Genomic DNA, 19,568 nt, shown 5'->3' with positions numbered 1-19,568 from the left:
ATGACCACAGCAGCAGAGTAGAGCATGCGTATACCAAGAGTTTATGTAGACGCCGAGTTAAAGGAAAACACCCGTTTCGCCTTACCCGACACCACTTTTCAACATCTATGTAAGGTGCTTCGCCTTAAAACCGGCCATCCTATTCGATTATTTAATGGCCAAGGAGGGCAATATCATGCAACTCTAGTTGAAGTCGAAAAGCGTCAAGCCAAAGCCGACATTACCGAATTCGAACCACTGCATAACGAATCTCCTCTAAAAGTCACCATAGGCCAAACCTTATCTCGAGGGGAGCGCATGGATTACGCCATACAAAAATCTGTAGAAGCAGGTGTCTATGCGATACAACCCTTATTCAGCGAACGCTGTGAAGTAAAGCTCAACGACAGCCGCATTGAGAAGCGCCTAAATCATTGGCAACAAATTGCTATCAGTGCCGCAGAGCAGTCTGGGCGCGGTATAGTGCCGAAAGTCTATCCGCCTATAGCACTTGATACATGGGTCGCTGAATGTAGTGATTTGTTAAAGTTTACGCTGCACCATCACAGCGCAAAACCTCTTAAAAATTTTAATTGTCCTACCAATAATCACATTAGTTTGTTAATTGGACCAGAAGGTGGTTTAACCGAAGATGAAGTAAAATCTTCTATAAATCATAACTTTAACCCTATTGCGCTTGGTCCTAGAGTGCTGCGTACAGAAACGGCGCCAGTGATCGCCTTAGGTGTATTAAACCTACTATGGGGAGATCTCTAGCTTTTTGTGTGTTTACAACAAACACACATTTTAAAAGGAAATTTGCAACAATCCGTAAGGTAATTGCGATATATTCCTTGTTACAATGTTTTCATATAGCAGCGAACACAAAAGGAATAAGTAGCTTATGTTCTATAAAATCATTCTCACCAGTGCTGTTTGCTTGAGTACGGCACTGTCTTCCAGTTTGGTCAATGCGATAACCTTGGAAGAAGCAACCTATATCGCTATAGAAAGTAACCCTGAAGTTAGACAAGCCATCGCTCGATATCGCGAAATCACCGAAGACGGTGAGATATCTCGTCATTCAGGCTACTATCCAAACATCAACCTTTCGGCAGGGATTGGACGCGAGACAACTTACGGAGACTCCTCAACAAGTAGTGATGTCAGTCTGACTCGTCGAGAGCTAACCCTTGCTCTTAACCAACCAATCTTTGACGGCTTTTCAACAAAGTATGAAATTGAGCGTCTTAGTAATGAAGCAGAAGCAGAGCGATGGAACGCTTTGATTGCTGTGGAAAATACGGCTCTTGAAGTCGCCCAAGCTTATGCCAACATCTTGCGCTATCGTGAGCTAGTGGCATTAGCAGATCTAAACCTTGAAACCCACACTCGTATCTACGGGCAAATTAAGCTGAAGAGTGATACTGGTATCGGCCGTCAATCCGATTTAAGTCAAATCACCGCGCGTTTAGCCAAAGCTCATGCGAATAACCTTGCTGCTATCAATAACTTGCGTGATGCCGAAAGTAACTACTTAAATGTTGTGGGTCAGCTACCACCTGAAGATTTAATTTATCCTGTTCCGGATAAAGACCTTATCCCTGACAGCTTAGACGTGGCAATTAAACAAGCTCTCGCCAAAAATCCAGCAATTGAAGGTGCTAAATGGGATGTTCGCGCAACAGAAAGCTTTAAGAAAATCTCGGACTCCAGCTTATACCCAGATATCAACTTTGCTTTAGAACGTTCATGGGATAACAACCTAGACGGGGATGAAGGTCCAAGTGAAGACCTATTGGCTATGTTCCGTTTAAGTTATGACATTTACAGCGGTGGTAATCAAAAGCGACAAAAAGAAGTAGCTGTTCAGCAGAATGTCCAAGCTTCCGAAATTCGCCGCAACACCATTAGAGATACAGAGCTAACTGTTCGTCTAGCATGGGCTGCCTATGAGGCAACCGTTGGGCAAAAAGAACATATCCGTCAATACGTTATTTCGACGAAAGAGTCTCAAATTGCTTATGAAAAACAATTCCGCTTAGGTCGTCGAACACTGCTTGATGTACTCGACAGTGAGAACGAGCTTTTCCAAGCACGCCAAGACTATGTGAATGCGGATTACGACCAACTTTTCTCTGAGTTTCGTTTATTTAACGCTAAGGGTGAGCTAATGCGCGCATTCCGCATTTATCGTCCACAATTGCTCGGCTTTAATGACGACTTTGACTACGACCACCCGCCTGAAAAGACCTCTGCGACGCAAGAGCTCAGATCTGTTGAACAAGAAGTGAAGAAACAAGTACAAACTGTACCCTCTTCTCCTACTCCTGTACAACGCACGGACCAAACAGATTCATTAGAAGATGAGCTTTTCCTTGAGGCCGATGATAATACGGGGTCTTGGTAGTGCTTTAATTTAATCACTGACACCATAGTCTCAAATGAATGAAGCTATGGTGTCAGAGCTACTTATCAACAAGAACATGACAGGGAGTCAGATACTTGATGAACACACCTTTCTATTTATTAGCCTGCGCGCTTTCCGTGACAATGTTAATAATCCAACCTGTACAAGCTTCCGAAGTTTTCCTTGAACAAGGGCATATTCAAGAACAACTGCACGACGATGATAGAGATGGCGTCATTAACATCCGTGATCGCTGCCAAAATACACCAATAAGTGACTCGGCTATCGATATTTATGGCTGCACAATAGACAGTAAACTTTTACTGTCCGTTGAGCTGGCGATTTTATTCGAAACAGGAAAATATGATGTAAAGCGAGATTACTATCAGGAAATCCAAAAAATTGCCGATTTTCTTAGAGTTCATCCGAACACCAAAGCCCATATTGAGGGGCACACAGACGATGTCGGTAACGATGTCTACAACAAAGAACTTTCTCTTGAGCGCGCAGAAGCGGTAGCAAAAGTATTAACCTCCTACTTCCAAGTTGACTCAGCTCGTGTGACGTTCAAGGGTTATGGCGAAGAGCAACCTATTGCAGATAACACCTCTGCTGAAGGACGCTCTAGAAACCGTCGTGTGATGGCTGAAGTCTTTTCAAGAGCTCGATATGATGTGAAACGTTGGGATATCTATGCAGGTGAGTAATTATTTGCTTCCAGCCCCTATCCTTCACTAGTTTTTTTTCCCTCTGCCCCCATATTTATGTAGCATAGCTATTATTCGAATATGACACAGAGGGAATCGTTTTATGACAATCAAACTTGGCATCGTAATGGACCCCATTACCTCCATTAATTACAAGAAAGACACTTCCCTTGCCATGTTATGGGCGGCCGCTGAGAAAGGCTGGGAGCTTACTTATATGGAACAAAAAGACCTCTTTCTTGACCATGGCAAAGCTCACGCTATGGCCCGTCCCTTAAGTGTTTATAAAGACCCTGAGCATTTTTATGACCTAGGCGAAGAAAGCAGAATTGCCCTGGGTGATCTTGACGTTATCCTGATGCGCAAAGACCCTCCATTCGACAGTGAATTTGTCTACAGCACAATGATTCTTGAACAAGCGGAACGTGATGGTGCAATGGTCGTAAACGATCCAAAAAGCTTACGTGACTGCAACGAAAAACTTTTTGCGACGCAATTTCCACAGTGCTGCCCTCCAGTTCTTGTGACCCGTCGTGCAGACCTATTAAAAGCTTTTCACCAAGAACATGGCGACGTTATCTTCAAACCTTTAGATGGTATGGGTGGTAGCTCTATTTTCCGCTTGAAAGCCGATGACTCAAACGTTAGCGTGATTATTGAAACCTTAACCAATATGGGTGCAGAGCAGATCATGGCGCAAAAGTTTATCCCTGAGATCAAACAAGGAGACAAGCGTATCCTAGTGGTTAATGGTGAGCCTGTGCCTTATGCATTAGCACGCATTCCAGCTTCAGGTGAAACCCGAGGCAATCTTGCCGCAGGTGGCCGTGGTGAAGGCAGAGAGTTAAGCGAGCGCGACCGTTGGATTTGTGAGCAGATCATTCCTTCATTGAAAGAAAAGGGCCTTATGTTCGTTGGCCTAGATGTGATTGGGGATTATCTGACCGAAATTAACGTCACCAGCCCAACTTGTGTACGTGAGTTAGACAATCAGTTTGGTCTTAACATTGCCATGACACTCATAGAGGCCATCGAGTCGAAACTGCAGTAGCCTAGATGCGCGTTATTGATCGATTTTCCATCGCTCTTTTCATTGCCATTAGCTTTCATGTGCTGATGGTAATGATTGTGAGCTTTGATTTTCTCAGCGCCCCAGCCAAGCCTAAAACGCTTGAAATCACGCTTGTTCAGCATGTCTCGAAGCCTCCGAAAGAAGCAGATTTCATCGCCCAAGCAAATCAACAAGGCAGCGGCACGGAGCTTCATAAGCAAAAGCTCACCACCTCAGAAACGGCTAAGTTTTTATCCGATAATATCCAAGATATTACGCCACCAGTACAACCACAATTGGCCTCTTCTAAGCCTATTGAAGAACAGCCCTTACTATCAAGCCACCAAGAAGCAAAGTTTGAAGTGCTGGAAGAACCAGACCAGCAGGCGAAGACTCTAGAAGAGCAGTTTTCAGGAGAGACTCAAATTCCCAGCCACCTATCCAGCGACATTGCCACACTGGAAGCTTTGCTAGATCAACAAAGACAAGCTTACGCCAAACGCCCGCGCATTCGTCGCTTAACATCTGTGTCTGCAAAAGCGGCGATAGATGCCCAATACCTAGACGAATGGCGACGAAAAATCGAGCGCATTGGTAACATCCATTACCCTATTGAAGCAAAACGTAGCCATTTATACGGTGAATTAAGATTAGCGGTCAGTATTTTACCCACAGGCTATGTTGATGACATAGAAGTGCTGCAAACTTCTGGCATTAGAGTGTTAGACGATGCGGCTATGCGTATCGTACGTCTGGCAGAGCCTTTTCAAGCTTTCCCAGTGGAATTAAAAGCAGAAGTCGACCAACTAGAAATCATTCGAACTTGGCGCTTTACGCCAGGAAACCAATTACAGAGCCAATAAAAAAGGCCTTCATTTTGAAGACCTTCTTAGGTATTGGCTTAAGTCTTAGTCAAATTGACCATCACCCATAGCAATACGAATCTTTTTCATCGCATTCTTCTCTAACTGACGTATACGTTCAGCAGAAACGCCGTATTCATCTGCCAGCTCATGCAAAGTAGACTTACCATCCGACAACCAACGTTGTACTAGGATATTACGGCTACGCTCATCTAGATCTGCCATAGCCTCTTCAAGGCGTTGATTAGAATCCGCTGCCCAATTACCATTCTCAAGCAACATTGCAGGGTCATAGCTATGGTCTTCAAGATATTGGGACGGTGCTTGGAAGGCACTTTCATCATCGTCATCTGCCGAGGCATCAAATGCCATATCAGAGGAGCTTAAACGGCCTTCCATTTGACGGACAACTTCTGGTGTCACACCAAGATCGCTCGCCACAGACTCGACTTCGTCATTGCTAAACCAAGACAATGTTTTCTTTGCACTACGAAGATTAAAAAACATTTTGCGCTGAGCTTTTGTCGTCGCAACTTTCACGATACGCCAGTTTTTCAGAATGAATTCATGAATTTCGGCTTTAATCCAATGTACCGCGAAAGACACCAAACGTACGCCCACTTCAGGGTTAAAACGTTTTACCGCCTTCATCAAACCGACATTGCCTTCTTGGATCAAATCACCCTGAGCCAAGCCGTAGCCTGAATAACTTTTTGCAATATGTGCAACAAATCTTAGGTGCGACATAACTAGGGTACGCGCGGCCTCAAGGTCTTCTTTGTAATATAGACGTTCTGCCAGCGCTTTTTCTTCTTCCGCTGTCAAAATAGGAATTCTGCTAACGGCTTGCATGTAAGATTCTAGATTTTGGCCTGGAATCATAATATCCGTAGGCTGAAGAGCTTTACTCATCTCTATTTCCACCTTGTAGTTGTTCATACTGTGTATGACAAAATACTATCAACTTAATTCAATTTGTATAGGACATAAATGTGGAGAAAGCATGACTATTATTTTGCTTCTCCGTTGTCCGTAGCGCTTTATTCTAACTCAATATTAGTGATGTGGCGATTCACAGCAATCCAAGCCCCGAAAACACCCACCATCGCGCTAATGACTAAGCATAAAACGATCTCATCCACATTGAAAGACTGCAACTCAAATCCGCTTTGATACAGATCAATGAGGCGTTCAGCTGGCGCACTAACCCACCAACTAACCATTAAAATACAAAGGCTTGCGAATAAACCACCTAACACACCAAACCAAAAGCCCATGTACAAAAATGGCCTTCTAATGTACGCATCGGTTGCCCCCACAAGCTTCATCACGAGCACTTCATTACGTCGGCTTTCAACCGCCATACGAATGGTGTTCCCCACAATTAGTAGCACAGCAACCACCAGCAAAGTGGATAAAACATACACAAAGCGCTGACCGAAGCTTAAGATATTGGCAAGACGTTGTAACCATTGTGCATCGAGGTCCGCTCTTTCTACTTCATTCTCGCTCGCTAAGTTATCTCTCAGCAATTGCAAACTCTGCAGAGACTCTAGATTCACCTCTTGCTTAGGAATCACTCGTAACACAATAGGTAGAGGGTTTTCAGGCAGAGACGACAAAATTTGCTCGTAGCCACTTTCCTGTTCGAAATAGCGTAACCCCTCTTCCTTGGATATGTACTCAACATTGGCCACATCGGCTTGTGCAGAAATACGATGGGATAACGCCAAGGCTTGGGTGTCTTCAAGTTGCGGAAACAAATACAAGGTAATAACCGACTGTTGCTCCCACTGATCCGTCACAGACTGGACGTTCTTCAACAATACATACAAACCACCTGGCAGAGACAAAGCAATGGCAATCACCATCACTGTCATCAAACTGGCCAATGGATAACCTAACAGACGCACGAAACTTTCGGTAAGCGTTGCCTGATGCTGTAAGAGGTATTTCTTAATGTTGAAAGAAGAATGCTTTGACCACTGATGCTTAGTGGTCTTTACGGCATCGCGGGTAGCCCCACGCTGATTCGGTTTTTGCGGCATCAAGCAAAACCTCCATCATTCACCATTCGACCTTGATTCAGGGTCAACACTCGATGGCGCATTCTAGCCACCAACGCAAGGTCGTGGCTGGCGACCAATACAGTCACACCAACGCGATTAAATTCTTGGAATAGATTCATGATCTCGGCGGATAACCTAGGATCTAGGTTACCCGTTGGCTCATCTGCTAACAGCAATTGCGGCTTATTTACCACAGCGCGAGCAATGCCAATACGTTGCTGCTCACCACCGGATAGTGCCATAGGGTTAAACTTTTCTTTGCCCAAAAGGCCGACTTTGTCCAATGCTGCACGAACACGCTTCGCTATTTGTTGAGGGTCTGCACCACTCACTTGCAAAGGTAAGGCAACATTATGAAAAACGCTGCGATCAAATAACAACTGGTGATTTTGAAAAACCACACCCACACGACGACGATGCTGTGGAATCGCGCGGCGACTTAAGGTTCTTAAGTCCACCCCATCCACTAAAATCTGTCCTGATGTCTGGCGCTCAATCATCATCATAAGCTTCATCAAGGTACTTTTACCGGCCCCTGAATGCCCAGTAAGAAAAGCCATGTCCCCCTGTCGCAAGTGAAAACTCACCTGCGACAAAGCGTCCTGACCACTTTCGTACCTTTTTCCAACCCGCTGAAATTCAATTTCCACGCTTGTAAAGCTTCCTTATTTACTTAACCATATTTATTGATTGATCATTATTCGCTATCAAACAAGGCATCGACAAATTCTTGCGCGACGAAAGGTCGTAGATCATCTGCTTGTTCACCCACACCGATATAGCGGATAGGAAGTGAAAACTGTTTAGCGATCGCAAAAATAATCCCCCCTTTCGCGGTGCCGTCTAGTTTCGTCAAGGTAATGCCGCTCACCCCTACTGCTTCCGAGAAAAGTTTTGCTTGGCTTAAAGCATTCTGTCCTGTCCCAGCATCCAATACTAGCATTACTTCATGAGGCGCATGTACATCAAGCTTTTGCATCACACGCACCACTTTTGACAGCTCATTCATCAGGTTCGCTTTGTTTTGCAAACGGCCTGCTGTATCAGCAATCACCACATCAATACCACGAGCTTTCGCGGATTCGATGGCATCGTAGATAACCGAGGCAGAATCTGCACCAGTGTGTTGCGCCACAACAGGTACATTGTTTCGCTCACCCCACACTTGTAACTGCTCAACCGCTGCCGCACGAAAGGTATCCCCCGCAGCCAACATAACACTTTGGCCTTGAGCCTGATATTTCTTCGCCAATTTACCAATGGTGGTGGTTTTACCAACACCATTTACCCCAACCATCAAGATTACAAACGGTCCTTCTTTGTTAACAGGCACAAGTTCTTGTTGGGAATTGGCAAGAATATCACCCATATCAGCCTTTAAACTCGCCAACAGTGCGTTGGAGTCTTTGAGTTCTTTACGGTTCAGTTTGTCCGTCACACTTTGCATTAATGCTTGCGTAGCATCTAGCCCTACATCGGCCATAAGCAATTGTGTTTCCAGCTCTTCCATGAGGTCGTCGTCGATTTTTTTGCTACCGACCACAATAGAAGCCAATCCACTCCCCAAACCACTACGTGTTTTCGATAAACCAGACTTAATGCGTTGCGCCCAAGAAAGAGACGGTTTTTCTTCAGCTTGTGGCGGCGTAATCTCTTCTTCAACGTCTTTAACGGTTTCCGGCTCAACGGCCTCTGGAGTTTCGGCCACAACCGGCACATCAGTTGATGCATCTATGGGTTCAACAACTTGCGAGGAACCTTCTTGAACAGACTCAATGTCGTTGGCTTTTTCAGCTTCTAGTGCAGCTGTAGCCTTTTCTCTGGCCTTCTGTTTTTCTATAGCCATTTTACGGTGAAAGCGACGACGTATCACTATCGCCGTTAAAGATAAGGATAAGCCAATGGCGATCGGTGCATAACGTGCATATTCGCCAAGGTAGGGCGTTAAGAAAGTAATTAGTTGCTGAACAAATTCCATTAAATTGATCTCTTAAAATAGATTAATGCCGAATACATAGGTGAAATGTTATGATCTAACCTACCAAGTATGATTCGTCATGGGTATTGGCGTTAAAATGGTGATTTTATCATCATTCCTATTCGCAAACAGGCTTAGTTTCATGGAAAAAGCCCAAAATCCACACCAGATCAAGGTTCATTATGCCTGAACAATCAAAACCGCTTTTTAGTCGACCCGTTCTGGCCGCTATTATGCTGCTTTCTACCCTAGGTATTTGGGTGCTTAATCTTACCGCGCCAAGCCAGCAATTGCCGACTCCTTCTATTGCCCAATGGCACACTGAATCAGGCATTCCCGTCACTTGGCTCACCACCTCTCAATGGCAAGAAGGTAATAAACTTGAGTTAAGCTTTATCTTCCAAGCCCCTAGTGACTCCGCCCAACTCACACACCTCACTTTGGCGATGCTGATGAGTGATTCATTGCCTCTAAGCACCGCGACAATTAACCAAAGACTTTCCCCTTTGGCAGCAAAAGCCAGCGCTAATTTCGACAGTGAGCGTCAAATACTTGGGCTGACCTTCAGTAATGAAAGCCAATACTTAGAACCGACTCTAAACTTTGTACAACAATGGTTGTCTGAGCCGAGCTTTAAACAACGTACATTCGCCAACAAACAGCAACGCACACCACTCGAGCTTAGCACGCAAATGGCCTTAACCAAGGCGCTTTTTAAAACCGAAGCTGCCCATACCGATGACATAATTTCTCTGTCTCAAGTGCACGATTATTACCAAACACTTAAACAAAACCTAGTCGCGATCAGTGTAGTCGGCCCATTGGGTGATCACGCTTTAACACAAATACAAAACCACCTAAATCAGATCACCCAAGGTTTCCAGTTGCCTGAAGCATCTTATCAATCCGTTGCTTTACAAGAGCATCATACAGAGCAACTGGGTAACGGACAGCTTTGGCAAACTAACAGCGCTCTGGCTCTCCAACCCTTAAGCAGCACACAAGATTGGGTGAGCTTACAACTTTGGGGTGGTGATCTAGTAAGACAGTTCAACCAAGAGCCCAGCATGAACTTTGTACAACTCAATCTAAGCCTAACACCACAACAACCTTGGGCATGGTGGAACATACAATACCGGCAGGCGGTATTAGTCTCTGATGAAGAAACGACAGCTGGCGAACTTAATGCTGCCAGTTTTGTACAGCTTGAAAACCTGCCCTCAGTGAATGACCAAACCAAATTTAACGAGCTGTTTGATACCTTTAAGCAGCAAGTCACCAGCCAAGCCCTGTCGCCCACTTGGTGGAACCATATCGCCACTCAAGTAGTACAACCTCAAGGCCCATTCGACTTACAAGCCTTTGCCGACCAGTTACCAGACACCATTGATAACTTAACTCGAGGCAATTATAAAGAACGACTAGAAAGCCTATTTGCGCCTTCTTCCTACCAAGAAATTCAGGTTTATCAATGAAAAAACAGACCAACGCCAAACCCAGCGGGAAAACCAAACCTTCAAAGTTGCGCATTATTTCTGGTGAGTGGCGCTCCCGCCAGTTACCCATTCCGAACATAGAAGGCTTACGCCCCACACCAGATAGGGTGCGTGAAACACTGTTTAACTGGATCAATCATTATGTACCGGGGGCTTGTTGTGGCGATTTCTTCTGTGGCTCTGGCGCGCTAGGCTTAGAAGCTTTGTCTAGAGGGGCGAAACAATTAACATTTGTCGACAATTCCAAGCAAGTTACCCGACAGATGCAGGAAAATCTCAGCACCTTAAACGCAAAGAACGCTCAGGTCGTTCAACAAAATTCAGCTCAATTTTTGGAAACCGCCACACCGCAAGCCTTAGACATAGTATTCCTTGACCCACCTTTTCGAAAAGGCTGGCTGGGACAGATCATTCCTTTGCTCGAAAGAGGCTGGTTAGCACCAAGAGCTTTGGTCTATATCGAGATGGAGAAAGAAGCCAGTTTGCCAGAGTTACCCAGCCACTGGCAGCTGAGCAAAGAGAAGACGGCAGGGCAATTGGTCTACCGTTTATTTGAAGTCACTCAAGCAGGTCATCAATAGTCCCCGAGAGCCTCATAATACGAGGCTTTCTGCGCCTATCCCTTGATGGTAGAGAGCGCAAACGCTAGACTGTAAAAGATTAATTTTGCATAAATCTTCCCGTTCTTCCAGCTGGGAATTCGATTACTTTCACTAGGACAGTCAAAACCTATGTCGGACACTCTTCCTGTCGACTCCGTTGGCATTGTAACGCCACAGATTGCGCACTTTGATACGCCTCTGGCACTCGCCTGTGGACAGAGCTTATCGTCTTACCAATTGATTTATGAAACCTACGGCACTCTGAATCAAGCCGCCAGCAACGCTATCCTTATTTGCCATGCACTCAGTGGCGACCATCATGCGGCGGGCTACCATGCCAATGAAGAAGGCATAGCAGACAAAAAACCTGGCTGGTGGGATTCAGCCATTGGTCCGGGCAAAGCCATCGATACCAACAAGTTTTTTGTGATCAGCCTTAACAATTTAGGGGGCTGTTGCGGTTCAACTGGGCCTGTCAGCATTAACCCCGACACGCAAAAAGCATGGGGGGCAGAATTCCCTCTGTTAACCGTCGAAGATTGGGTAGAAAGCCAAGCCCGCCTTGCGGATAAACTGGGCATTCAAACCTTTGCCGCGATCGTCGGTGGCAGTCTAGGAGGCATGCAAGTATTAGAGTGGAGCATTCGCTTCCCTGATCGCTTAAAAGCCGCCGTAATTATTGCTTCCGCGCCTAAGCTGTCGACACAAAACATCGCCTTTAATGAAGTCGCCAGACAATCCATTCGTCGCGACCCAGATTTTTTTGACGGCCAATATCTAGACAAGCAAACCGTGCCGACCAATGGTCTCGGCTTGGCACGCATGCTAGGGCACATCACCTATTTATCAGATGATGCCATGGGAGCGAAATTTGGTCGCCAAATGCGCCATGATCACTACCAATACAACTATGGTATTGAGTTTGAAGTAGAGAGCTATTTGCGCTACCAAGGGGAAGCCTTTACCAAACGCTTTGATGCAAACACCTACATGCTAATGACCAAGGCGCTGGACTATTTTGACCCAGCCGCCGCAGCGGATGGGGACCTTGCAGCAGTATTAAGTAACGCTCAATGTGAATTCCTATTAGTTTCCTTCTCGACCGACTGGCGCTTTGCTCCAGAACGCAGTGAAGAAATCGTCGATGCTCTCGTCAAAGCTGGTAAGCATGTTTCATACGCTAAAATCGTCGCCGACGAAGGTCACGATGCTTTCCTTTTCCCTATTCCTCGTTATATGAATGCCCTGCGAAGCTTTTTGACACGCATAGGTAAACCACTACTGAAGGAGCCTACAGAATAATGCGTACCGATTTAGAACTGCTCAATGAGTGGATTCAACCCAAAAGCCGTGTTCTTGATCTAGGTTGTGGACCTGGTGAACTACTAGAACACCTTATTGGTAATAAAGAAGTGCAGGGCTATGGCTTAGAGATTGATCCAGAAAATCTCAATCTTTGTATTGAAAAAGGTATCCCAGTCCTAGACCAAAACATTGATGAAGGCTTGGAAAACTTTGGTGACCAAAGTTTTGATCTTGTTGTTATGACCCATGCTCTTCAGCAATTTCGCCGACCAGACCTATTGCTCGACGAAATGCTACGCATAGGTAAAGAATGCATTATTACTTTCCCGAACTTTGGCCATTGGCGTAACCGTATTCATCTGGGCATTAAAGGCCACATGCCGGTTTCCGAGTTTCTACCTTATAACTGGTATGACACGCCTAACATTCACTTTTGTACCTTCAACGACTTTGAACGCTTATGCCAAGAGAAAGGCATCAAAATCATGCGTTGGGCCGCCGTAGATGGACACCTGAAAGACCATTGGTGGATACGTGCCATGCCAAACCTATTCAGTGAAACCGCAATCTTCCATGTTAGCCGCTAACCCATAAAAGGAACTAAGGTGAATAAAACGATCGTTCTGGCCAGCAATAACGCCGGTAAAATTAAAGAGTTCAACGTCCTATTGGCTGACATGGGTTGGCAGGTCAAACCCCAAAGTGAATTTGCGGTCAGTGAAGCTGACGAAACAGGCTTGAGTTTTATTGAAAACGCTATCTTAAAGGCCCGTCACGCCTGCGCTAGCACTGGATTACCAGCACTGGCTGATGACTCAGGAATCGAAGTGGATTACCTTAACGGCGCTCCGGGTATTTACTCAGCCCGATTTGCTGGTCACCATGGGGATAACGACGCCAATAACCGCCTGTTACTGGAAAAAATGCAAGGGGTACCAGAACTCGAGCGCACCGCCCGTTTTCATTGTGTGTTGGCTTATTTGCGCCATAAAGATGATGCTACGCCACTAATTTTCCATGGCGTTTGGGAAGGCCGCATACTAGACACGCTAGAAGGCGCTGAAGGTTTCGGTTATGACCCTGTGTTTTACGTACCTGAATGTGGCTGTAGCGCCGCCAGCTTACCAAAAGAAATTAAGAACCAGATCAGTCATCGTGCCAAGGCACTAAAACAACTGGCCGAAACCTTTGCTCAAGCAAACCTTACTTTATGAGTACATCCTTACCAGCAAGCCCTTCTCTGCCACCGCTCAGTCTGTATATTCACCTGCCTTGGTGTGTGAAAAAATGCCCGTACTGTGACTTTAACTCTCACCAAGCAGACCGTTTTGGTAACGATGGCAAATTGCCTGAAGAAGCCTACTTACAGCAATTGCTAGCTGACTTGGACGCAGACTTACCGTATGTAGCGGGTCGCCCTATCGAAACGGCCTTTATTGGTGGTGGCACACCGAGCTTAATGAGTGAAGATTTCTACTATCGTTTGATGGCTGCCTTACAGGAAAAACTCACTTGGGTGGAGAACGCTGAAATCACCATGGAAGCCAATCCAGGTACCTTCGAGCAAGAGAAATTCCGCCATTTCCGCCAAGCAGGTATTAATCGACTCTCGATCGGCATTCAAAGTTTTCAGCCAAAGCTGTTGAAAACCCTAGGAAGAATCCACAACCGTGAAGAAGCCATCCATGCTGTGGATAAGTCCCGTATGGCAGGCTTTGACAATATCAACCTCGATTTGATGCATGGTTTACCAGATCAAAGTCTAGACATGGCCATGAAAGACTTATCCTTAGCCATCGACCTTAATCCTGAACATTTATCTTGGTATCAATTAACCATTGAGCCAAATACCGAGTTTTATCGCCGTCCGCCAAGCTTGCCAGAAGATAACACCCTTTGGGGTATCCAAGACAAAGGCCAAGAGCTACTCGCAGCGAACGGTTATAGACAGTACGAGGTTTCGGCTAACGCCAAAGCGCAGCACCAAGCGGCACACAATTTAAATTATTGGCGCTTTGGAGATTATCTCGGCATAGGGGCAGGAGCCCATGGCAAGATCACATTGCAGGATGGACAAATATTTCGAACTCGAAAGACTCGTCACCCAAACCATTATCTGAACAACATAGCCCAAGCCCTCATCACCAAGGATGCGATAACCAATGAAGACTTACCGCTGGAATTTATGATGAATCGCCTACGCTTGTTTGAAACCTTTGATTTGCATGAATATGAGCAATATTGCTATCAAAAAGTGCCTAAATCTCTGATAGATGCCTGTATTATTGCCTTAAGCCGAGGTTTACTCGACGCTACCGCCTGGCAAAAGCAACGCATTCAGACGACAGAAAAAGGGAAACTTTTCCTCAACGAATTGCTTGAACTTTTCCTGCCCTGAACACCCTCTTTCCTGACGATGATTTGACATCTAACTAAATTACTGTCAATATTCGCGCCTTATTACATCCATAGAGGCTAGCTCGCTTAGCCTCTTGTCTGAGTAACTCTAACGATAGCATCTGTATCTACTTCAAAAATAACCCTATAACGTAAAACATTTTGCTTAAAAGCGCCTGTTAACACGGTCTTTTGTCGCAGACTGTTGAGCGATATGGTCTAGGATTCTATCCAACCAAACGAATAACGATGATTTACCTTGTTGTCGAAATAGAACAATATTCGTCGTGTTAAGAACATTGAATTGGCGGGTTATCTTCTAGGCTGAATTGGTGTTTCGTTTAAAAAGTGCTCAGCGAACAAACGTTGTTACTTTCAGGAAAATAGACACTCATTCAGGAGAATTTTATGAGTAATCAGGTCCCAGACTCAGGTCGGGAAGAGTACAGCACATCCTATAAAGTTGGTCAGGACAATATCCAGTTCCTTGGCCTAGATGTGCTTAATCCCGTCTTCACTACTAGTGCATTAATTATTTTTGCCTTTATTATTGGCAGTATTTGGTTTCCTACGGATGCCAAAGAAATTCTCACCGGAGCCCGTGGTTGGTCAATCAATAACTTTGATTGGTTCTTCATGATTGCTGGTAACATCTTTGTGCTTTTCTGTTTGGCTCTGATTTTTGTCCCAATCGGTAAAATCCGCTTAGGTGGCAGCCAAGCGAAACCAGAGCATTCAACCATCACTTGGTTCTCTATGTTATTCGCAGCAGGCATGGGTATCGGCCTAATGTTTTGGAGTGTCGCAGAGCCTGTGGCCTACTACACAGGTTGGTACGGTACACCTCTAAACGTTACGGCGAACACACCTGAAGCCGCAGATCTTGCTATGGGTGCAACCATGTTCCACTGGGGTCTACACCCTTGGGCCATCTATGCTGTTGTGGCATTATCTCTCGCTTTTGTGGCCTACAACAAAGGCTTACCGCTCACCATTCGTTCCGCTTTTTACCCACTTTTTGGTGAAAAAGTATGGGGCGTAGTTGGTCACATCATTGATGTCTTGGCGGTTATTGCAACGATCTTTGGTCTAGCAACCTCTTTGGGCTTCGGGGCGCTACAAGCGACCAGTGGCTTAAACTTCTTGTTCGGTATTCCCAACACGCTAACCACTCAAATTCTGGTTATTTGTGGTGTGACCGCCGTAGCCATTGTTTCGGTTGCGCGTGGTTTAGAAGGTGGTGTGAAGCTGCTTAGTAACATCAACATGATTATTGCCGCAGGTTTGGCGTTATTGATCATCATTATTGGCCATACTGGTGCGATCTTAGGCGCTGTGGGCACCCTACTGTTGAGCTATGTTGAAAACATTATCCCGCTAAGTAGTTGGATTGGTCGTGAAGATGAAACCTTCTACCACGGTTGGACCGTTTTCTACTGGGCTTGGTGGATTTCCTGGTCGCCATTTGTCGGCATGTTTATCGCCCGTGTTTCTCGCGGTCGTACTGTTCGTGAATTCGTTATTGCCGTATTGCTAGTACCAACCTTGGTATCCGTTATTTGGATGGCAATCTTTGGTGGCTCGGCATTGGATCAAGTACAGAACGGTGTTGGCGCACTGGCTGGCGGCCTAACGGACTCTTCTCTGGCCATGTTCCAAATGTTTGCCAGCCTTCCGCTGACGTCAGTGATCTCTTTCATTGGCATCGTCTTGGTATTGGTCTTCTTTGTTACCTCTTCTGACTCTGGTTCATTGGTTATCGACGGCATCACCGCCGGCGGTAAAACTGATGCTCCTATGACTCAGCGTGTCTTCTGGGCCATTTTGGAAGGTGTCATCGCTATCGCCTTATTGGTTGGCGGCGGCTCTGACTCCCTTGGCGCCATCCAATCTGCTGCCATTACCATTGGTCTACCTTTCACCTTATTGATGTTAGTAATGTGTGTCAGTCTATGGAAAGGCTTGCAGGGTGATGTTCACCTGATTGCTAAGTAGTCTGTCATAAAAGGTTATAAAACAACTCAGTAGAGCTCTCTGCTGAGTTGTTTTTTGAGTAGCCTTCGATTAAGATGCAACCTCTTCTTAGGGGAGTAATCTTCTTTGCAATGCAAAGATTCTTTGTCAACATAATTGAGCCTCATGCTCGTGGCAAAGAAGTCTTGGTGTAGATCGCCAAGATTGATGAGACTTAAGACGATAACTTGGCTCTGGTGGGTACAAGTTTATTGTCTTATGTTTTTTGCCCACCGAGGAAGTTTATCAATGGAAGCACTCATCACATCCGTCAGCACAGTTGCCCTCGCTGAAATGGGTGATAAAACGCAATTACTCGCCTTATTCTTAGCCACTCGATTTGCTTCTAAAAGCGCCATTGTATTCGGTATTTTTGCCGCCACTTTATTGAATCATTTAATGTCTGCTTGGCTTGGTGTTGAGGCCGCTCGCTGGCTTCCTATGGCATGGGCTAACGGGATTGTGGGCGCCAGTTTTATTCTGGTGGGCCTGTGGTTACTCATTCCAGATGAAGATGACAGTGACGACAGCAAGATACTGAAACACAGTGCCTTTGTTGCCTCTTTTGTTTTGTTTTTTGTGGCAGAAATTGGCGATAAAACACAGATTGCAACGATTTTACTAGGTGCTCACTATGGCTCTGTTTGGTTGGTACTTATCGGTTCTACGCTGGGCATGATGCTCGCCAATGTTCCTGTGGTGTATGCCGGTAACTGGTTGATGCAACGTATTAACGCCAAGCGAACCCGTCAGCTAGCGTGTGTGCTCTTTATTATTATTGGTGTCGGTACTATCCTGTCACCCTTACTTCACTAAATTAGGTCTCACGAAGGTACTAGCATGGAAGTCGAATTATCAGAGATTCTGGATGCCCTGTGTCAGCACGCCCCCTTTGAGGAGATCGCCGATGATCCGCAGCTCAAAGGCATGGTTAGCGAGATTGAAATCCAATACCTACGTGCAGGTGAATGGGCCATCGCTCCCAACACGCTGAATGAGGTGCTGTTTTTTATTCGCAGTGGCGCGGTAGAAGTCTTACACAAAGAGAACACTCTGATTCGACGCATGAATGAAGGCGAATTGTTTGGCTATGCCTCCTTATTACGAGGCGGTAAATCAACACAATTTATGCGTACCATAGAAGATAGCTTGCTGTATCGCATACCGGCTAAATGGTTTCTAAAACTCTATGCAGAGAACGACCACTTCTCTGATTTCTTCGAGCTAGATCGAGATGTTCGCCTGCGAACCGCTGTCGATTCCCAAAGCTCCGATATTTCTTTGATGACCACACCGGTGAAAAGCTTGTTACGTCGGCCGCCAATTAGTATTCACGCCAACGCCAACATTCGCATGGCCGCGCAGACCATGTCGGAGCATAAAGTTTCTAGTCTACTGATTATTGAACAAGGGGAACTGGTTGGTATTTTAACCGATCGCGACTTGCGTACCCGTGCTGTTGCCCAAGGTTTGGATTACGACACCCCCGTAGCGCATATCATGACCCGTGATCCATTGGTCATGGACAGCGGCGACTATGCTTCTGAGGCCGTTTTGAAAATGATGGAAAGAAACATCCACCATTTACCAGTCATGAAAAATGATCAACCCATAGGCGTTATCAGCACTGGCGATATTGTCCAAAAAGAGAGCCACGGTAGTGTGTATCTCATTAGCGATATCTTCAAACAAACCAGTATTGAGGGGTTACAGGCCATTAGCCGTAAAATGACCCACACCTTTACCCAGCTCGTAGTGGCCGATGCCAACACACAAATGATCGGCAACGCCATGTCTCACATCGGCACCGCCTTTGTTAAGCGTTTGCTCAAATTAGCAGAAGAGAAATTCGGTCCGCCCCCTGTGCCCTATTGTTTTGTCGCCTTAGGTTCACAAGCCCGTGAAGAACAGACCATTAGTACCGACCAAGACAATGCCTTGATTTTAAGCGATCAGTACGATGAAAAAATACATGGGGATTATTTCGAATCACTTAGTCAATGGGTTTGTCAAAACCTCGACCAATGCGGGTATACCCTATGCTCAGGGGACATCATGGCCTCCAATATCCGCTGGCGACAGCCTTTAGAGCAATGGAAAGCTAACTTTAGTGAATGGATCCAACAGCCTAAAGCGGAAGCCCTATTGCGCCTATCCATCTTCTTTGATTTGCGTGGTGTCTATGGGGATAAAAGCTTAGCCAACCAGCTGCACAAGCATATTCTCGCCCAAACCAAACAACATCCAGCGTTTTTAACCTTTATGGCGCGTAATGCTAACCAAAGAAAACCCCCGCTTGGTTTCTTCCGTCAGTTCGTTCTTGATGGCAGTGGTAAGCAGTCACGCACTTTTAATCTAAAAGAGCGAGGCATTGCCCCCATTATCGACATTGTGCGTGTTCACGCCCTCGCCTGTGGTAGCCGCAAGCTCAACACCTTAGAGCGTCTAGAAGACATTGAAGCGGCAGGCTTATTGCTCAAAGGCCGAGCGAAAGACCTTGCCCTTGCCTTAGAGATGATCGGCATGGTACGAATTAAACATCAAAAAGATCAGCTTGAAGCTGGTCAGGTAGCGAACAATCACGTGGACCCAGAGAACCTTTCCGCGTTCGAAAAGCGCCACTTACGGGATGCCTTCGACATCGTTTCTCGCCAACAGGAATTCTTAAGATTCCGCTACGCAGGAAAACGTAATTAGC

General features: G+C 45.7%; 18 protein-coding genes and 1 riboswitch. Of the genes, 14 read left to right on the top strand and 4 right to left on the bottom strand.

The window, feature by feature from the left end:
• Positions 1-24: 24 nt before the first annotated feature.
• The 5 genes from ABJF92_RS04570 to ABJF92_RS04550 all read left to right on the top strand — a co-directional run bounded on the left by ABJF92_RS04570 (position 25) and on the right by ABJF92_RS04550 (position 5,010).
• A complete protein-coding gene (locus ABJF92_RS04570; protein ID WP_446814660.1) occupies positions 25-756 on the top strand; it encodes a 16S rRNA (uracil(1498)-N(3))-methyltransferase in 732 nt (243 codons plus the stop codon).
• A gap of 127 nt (positions 757-883) precedes the next feature.
• On the top strand, positions 884-2,389 hold the full coding sequence (locus ABJF92_RS04565) for a TolC family outer membrane protein (protein WP_446814659.1): 1,506 nt from the start codon (positions 884-886) through the stop codon (positions 2,387-2,389).
• 98 nt (positions 2,390-2,487) lie between these two features.
• Positions 2,488-3,096, top strand: a complete 609-nt coding sequence (locus tag ABJF92_RS04560; RefSeq protein ID WP_446814658.1) for an OmpA family protein — start codon at positions 2,488-2,490, stop codon at positions 3,094-3,096.
• A gap of 103 nt (positions 3,097-3,199) precedes the next feature.
• Positions 3,200-4,147: a glutathione synthase gene (gene gshB, locus ABJF92_RS04555; protein ID WP_446814657.1), complete on the top strand. Its 948-nt coding sequence runs from the start codon at positions 3,200-3,202 to the stop codon at positions 4,145-4,147.
• Between the two features lie 5 nt (positions 4,148-4,152).
• Positions 4,153-5,010 carry an energy transducer TonB gene (locus ABJF92_RS04550; protein ID WP_446814656.1) on the top strand — a complete coding sequence of 286 codons (858 nt, stop codon included), beginning with the start codon at positions 4,153-4,155 and terminating at the stop codon, positions 5,008-5,010.
• A 45-nt stretch (positions 5,011-5,055) separates the two neighbouring features.
• Here ABJF92_RS04550 and rpoH read toward each other — a convergent pair whose 3' ends face one another.
• The 4 genes from rpoH to ftsY all read right to left on the bottom strand — a co-directional run bounded on the left by rpoH (position 5,056) and on the right by ftsY (position 9,057).
• Positions 5,056-5,922, bottom strand: a complete 867-nt coding sequence (rpoH, locus tag ABJF92_RS04545; protein WP_446814655.1) for an RNA polymerase sigma factor RpoH — start codon at positions 5,920-5,922, stop codon at positions 5,056-5,058.
• 128 nt (positions 5,923-6,050) lie between these two features.
• Positions 6,051-7,058 (bottom strand): permease-like cell division protein FtsX, encoded by a 1,008-nt coding sequence (gene ftsX / locus ABJF92_RS04540; protein ID WP_446814682.1) that lies wholly within the window; start codon positions 7,056-7,058, stop codon positions 6,051-6,053.
• A complete protein-coding gene (gene ftsE, locus ABJF92_RS04535) occupies positions 7,058-7,729 on the bottom strand; it encodes a cell division ATP-binding protein FtsE (RefSeq protein WP_446814654.1) in 672 nt (223 codons plus the stop codon). The genes ftsX and ftsE overlap by 1 nt, the downstream gene beginning before the upstream one ends.
• A 47-nt stretch (positions 7,730-7,776) precedes the next feature.
• Positions 7,777-9,057 carry a signal recognition particle-docking protein FtsY gene (ftsY, locus tag ABJF92_RS04530; protein WP_446814653.1) on the bottom strand — a complete coding sequence of 427 codons (1,281 nt, stop codon included), beginning with the start codon at positions 9,055-9,057 and terminating at the stop codon, positions 7,777-7,779.
• 182 nt (positions 9,058-9,239) lie between these two features.
• On the opposite strand from ftsY, the gene ABJF92_RS04525 reads away from it, so the two are divergent.
• The 9 genes from ABJF92_RS04525 to ABJF92_RS04485 all read left to right on the top strand — a co-directional run bounded on the left by ABJF92_RS04525 (position 9,240) and on the right by ABJF92_RS04485 (position 19,567).
• Entirely contained in the window at positions 9,240-10,532 is a 1,293-nt protein-coding gene (locus ABJF92_RS04525) for an insulinase family protein (RefSeq protein ID WP_446814652.1), read from the top strand.
• Positions 10,529-11,134 carry a 16S rRNA (guanine(966)-N(2))-methyltransferase RsmD gene (gene rsmD / locus ABJF92_RS04520; protein WP_446814651.1) on the top strand — a complete coding sequence of 202 codons (606 nt, stop codon included), beginning with the start codon at positions 10,529-10,531 and terminating at the stop codon, positions 11,132-11,134. The genes ABJF92_RS04525 and rsmD overlap by 4 nt, the downstream gene beginning before the upstream one ends.
• A 150-nt stretch (positions 11,135-11,284) precedes the next feature.
• The gene (gene metX, locus ABJF92_RS04515) at positions 11,285-12,457 is read left to right on the top strand and encodes a homoserine O-succinyltransferase MetX (protein WP_446814650.1); all 1,173 of its coding nucleotides are present in this window, start codon (positions 11,285-11,287) and stop codon (positions 12,455-12,457) included.
• On the top strand, positions 12,457-13,047 hold the full coding sequence (gene metW, locus ABJF92_RS04510; protein ID WP_446814649.1) for a methionine biosynthesis protein MetW: 591 nt from the start codon (positions 12,457-12,459) through the stop codon (positions 13,045-13,047). Before metX ends, metW begins: the two co-directional genes overlap by 1 nt.
• Before the next feature lie 18 nt (positions 13,048-13,065).
• The gene (rdgB, locus tag ABJF92_RS04505) at positions 13,066-13,674 is read left to right on the top strand and encodes an RdgB/HAM1 family non-canonical purine NTP pyrophosphatase (protein ID WP_446814648.1); all 609 of its coding nucleotides are present in this window, start codon (positions 13,066-13,068) and stop codon (positions 13,672-13,674) included.
• On the top strand, positions 13,671-14,858 hold the full coding sequence (hemW, locus tag ABJF92_RS04500; RefSeq protein WP_446814647.1) for a radical SAM family heme chaperone HemW: 1,188 nt from the start codon (positions 13,671-13,673) through the stop codon (positions 14,856-14,858). Before rdgB ends, hemW begins: the two co-directional genes overlap by 4 nt.
• Before the next feature lie 407 nt (positions 14,859-15,265).
• The gene (locus ABJF92_RS04495; protein ID WP_446814646.1) at positions 15,266-16,852 is read left to right on the top strand and encodes a BCCT family transporter; all 1,587 of its coding nucleotides are present in this window, start codon (positions 15,266-15,268) and stop codon (positions 16,850-16,852) included.
• Between the two features lie 78 nt (positions 16,853-16,930).
• A riboswitch (yybP-ykoY riboswitch) is annotated at positions 16,931-17,037 on the top strand.
• A gap of 82 nt (positions 17,038-17,119) precedes the next feature.
• Entirely contained in the window at positions 17,120-17,686 is a 567-nt protein-coding gene (locus ABJF92_RS04490) for a TMEM165/GDT1 family protein (protein ID WP_446814645.1), read from the top strand.
• 24 nt (positions 17,687-17,710) lie between these two features.
• Positions 17,711-19,567, top strand: a complete 1,857-nt coding sequence (locus ABJF92_RS04485) for a DUF294 nucleotidyltransferase-like domain-containing protein (RefSeq protein WP_446814644.1) — start codon at positions 17,711-17,713, stop codon at positions 19,565-19,567.
• The last annotated feature ends 1 nt before the right edge of the window (position 19,568 follow it).

This window comes from Marinomonas sp., assembly GCF_039940335.1.
Taxonomy (GTDB): domain Bacteria; phylum Pseudomonadota; class Gammaproteobacteria; order Pseudomonadales; family Marinomonadaceae; genus Marinomonas.
This window is presented reverse-complemented; position numbering and strand designations above follow the sequence as displayed.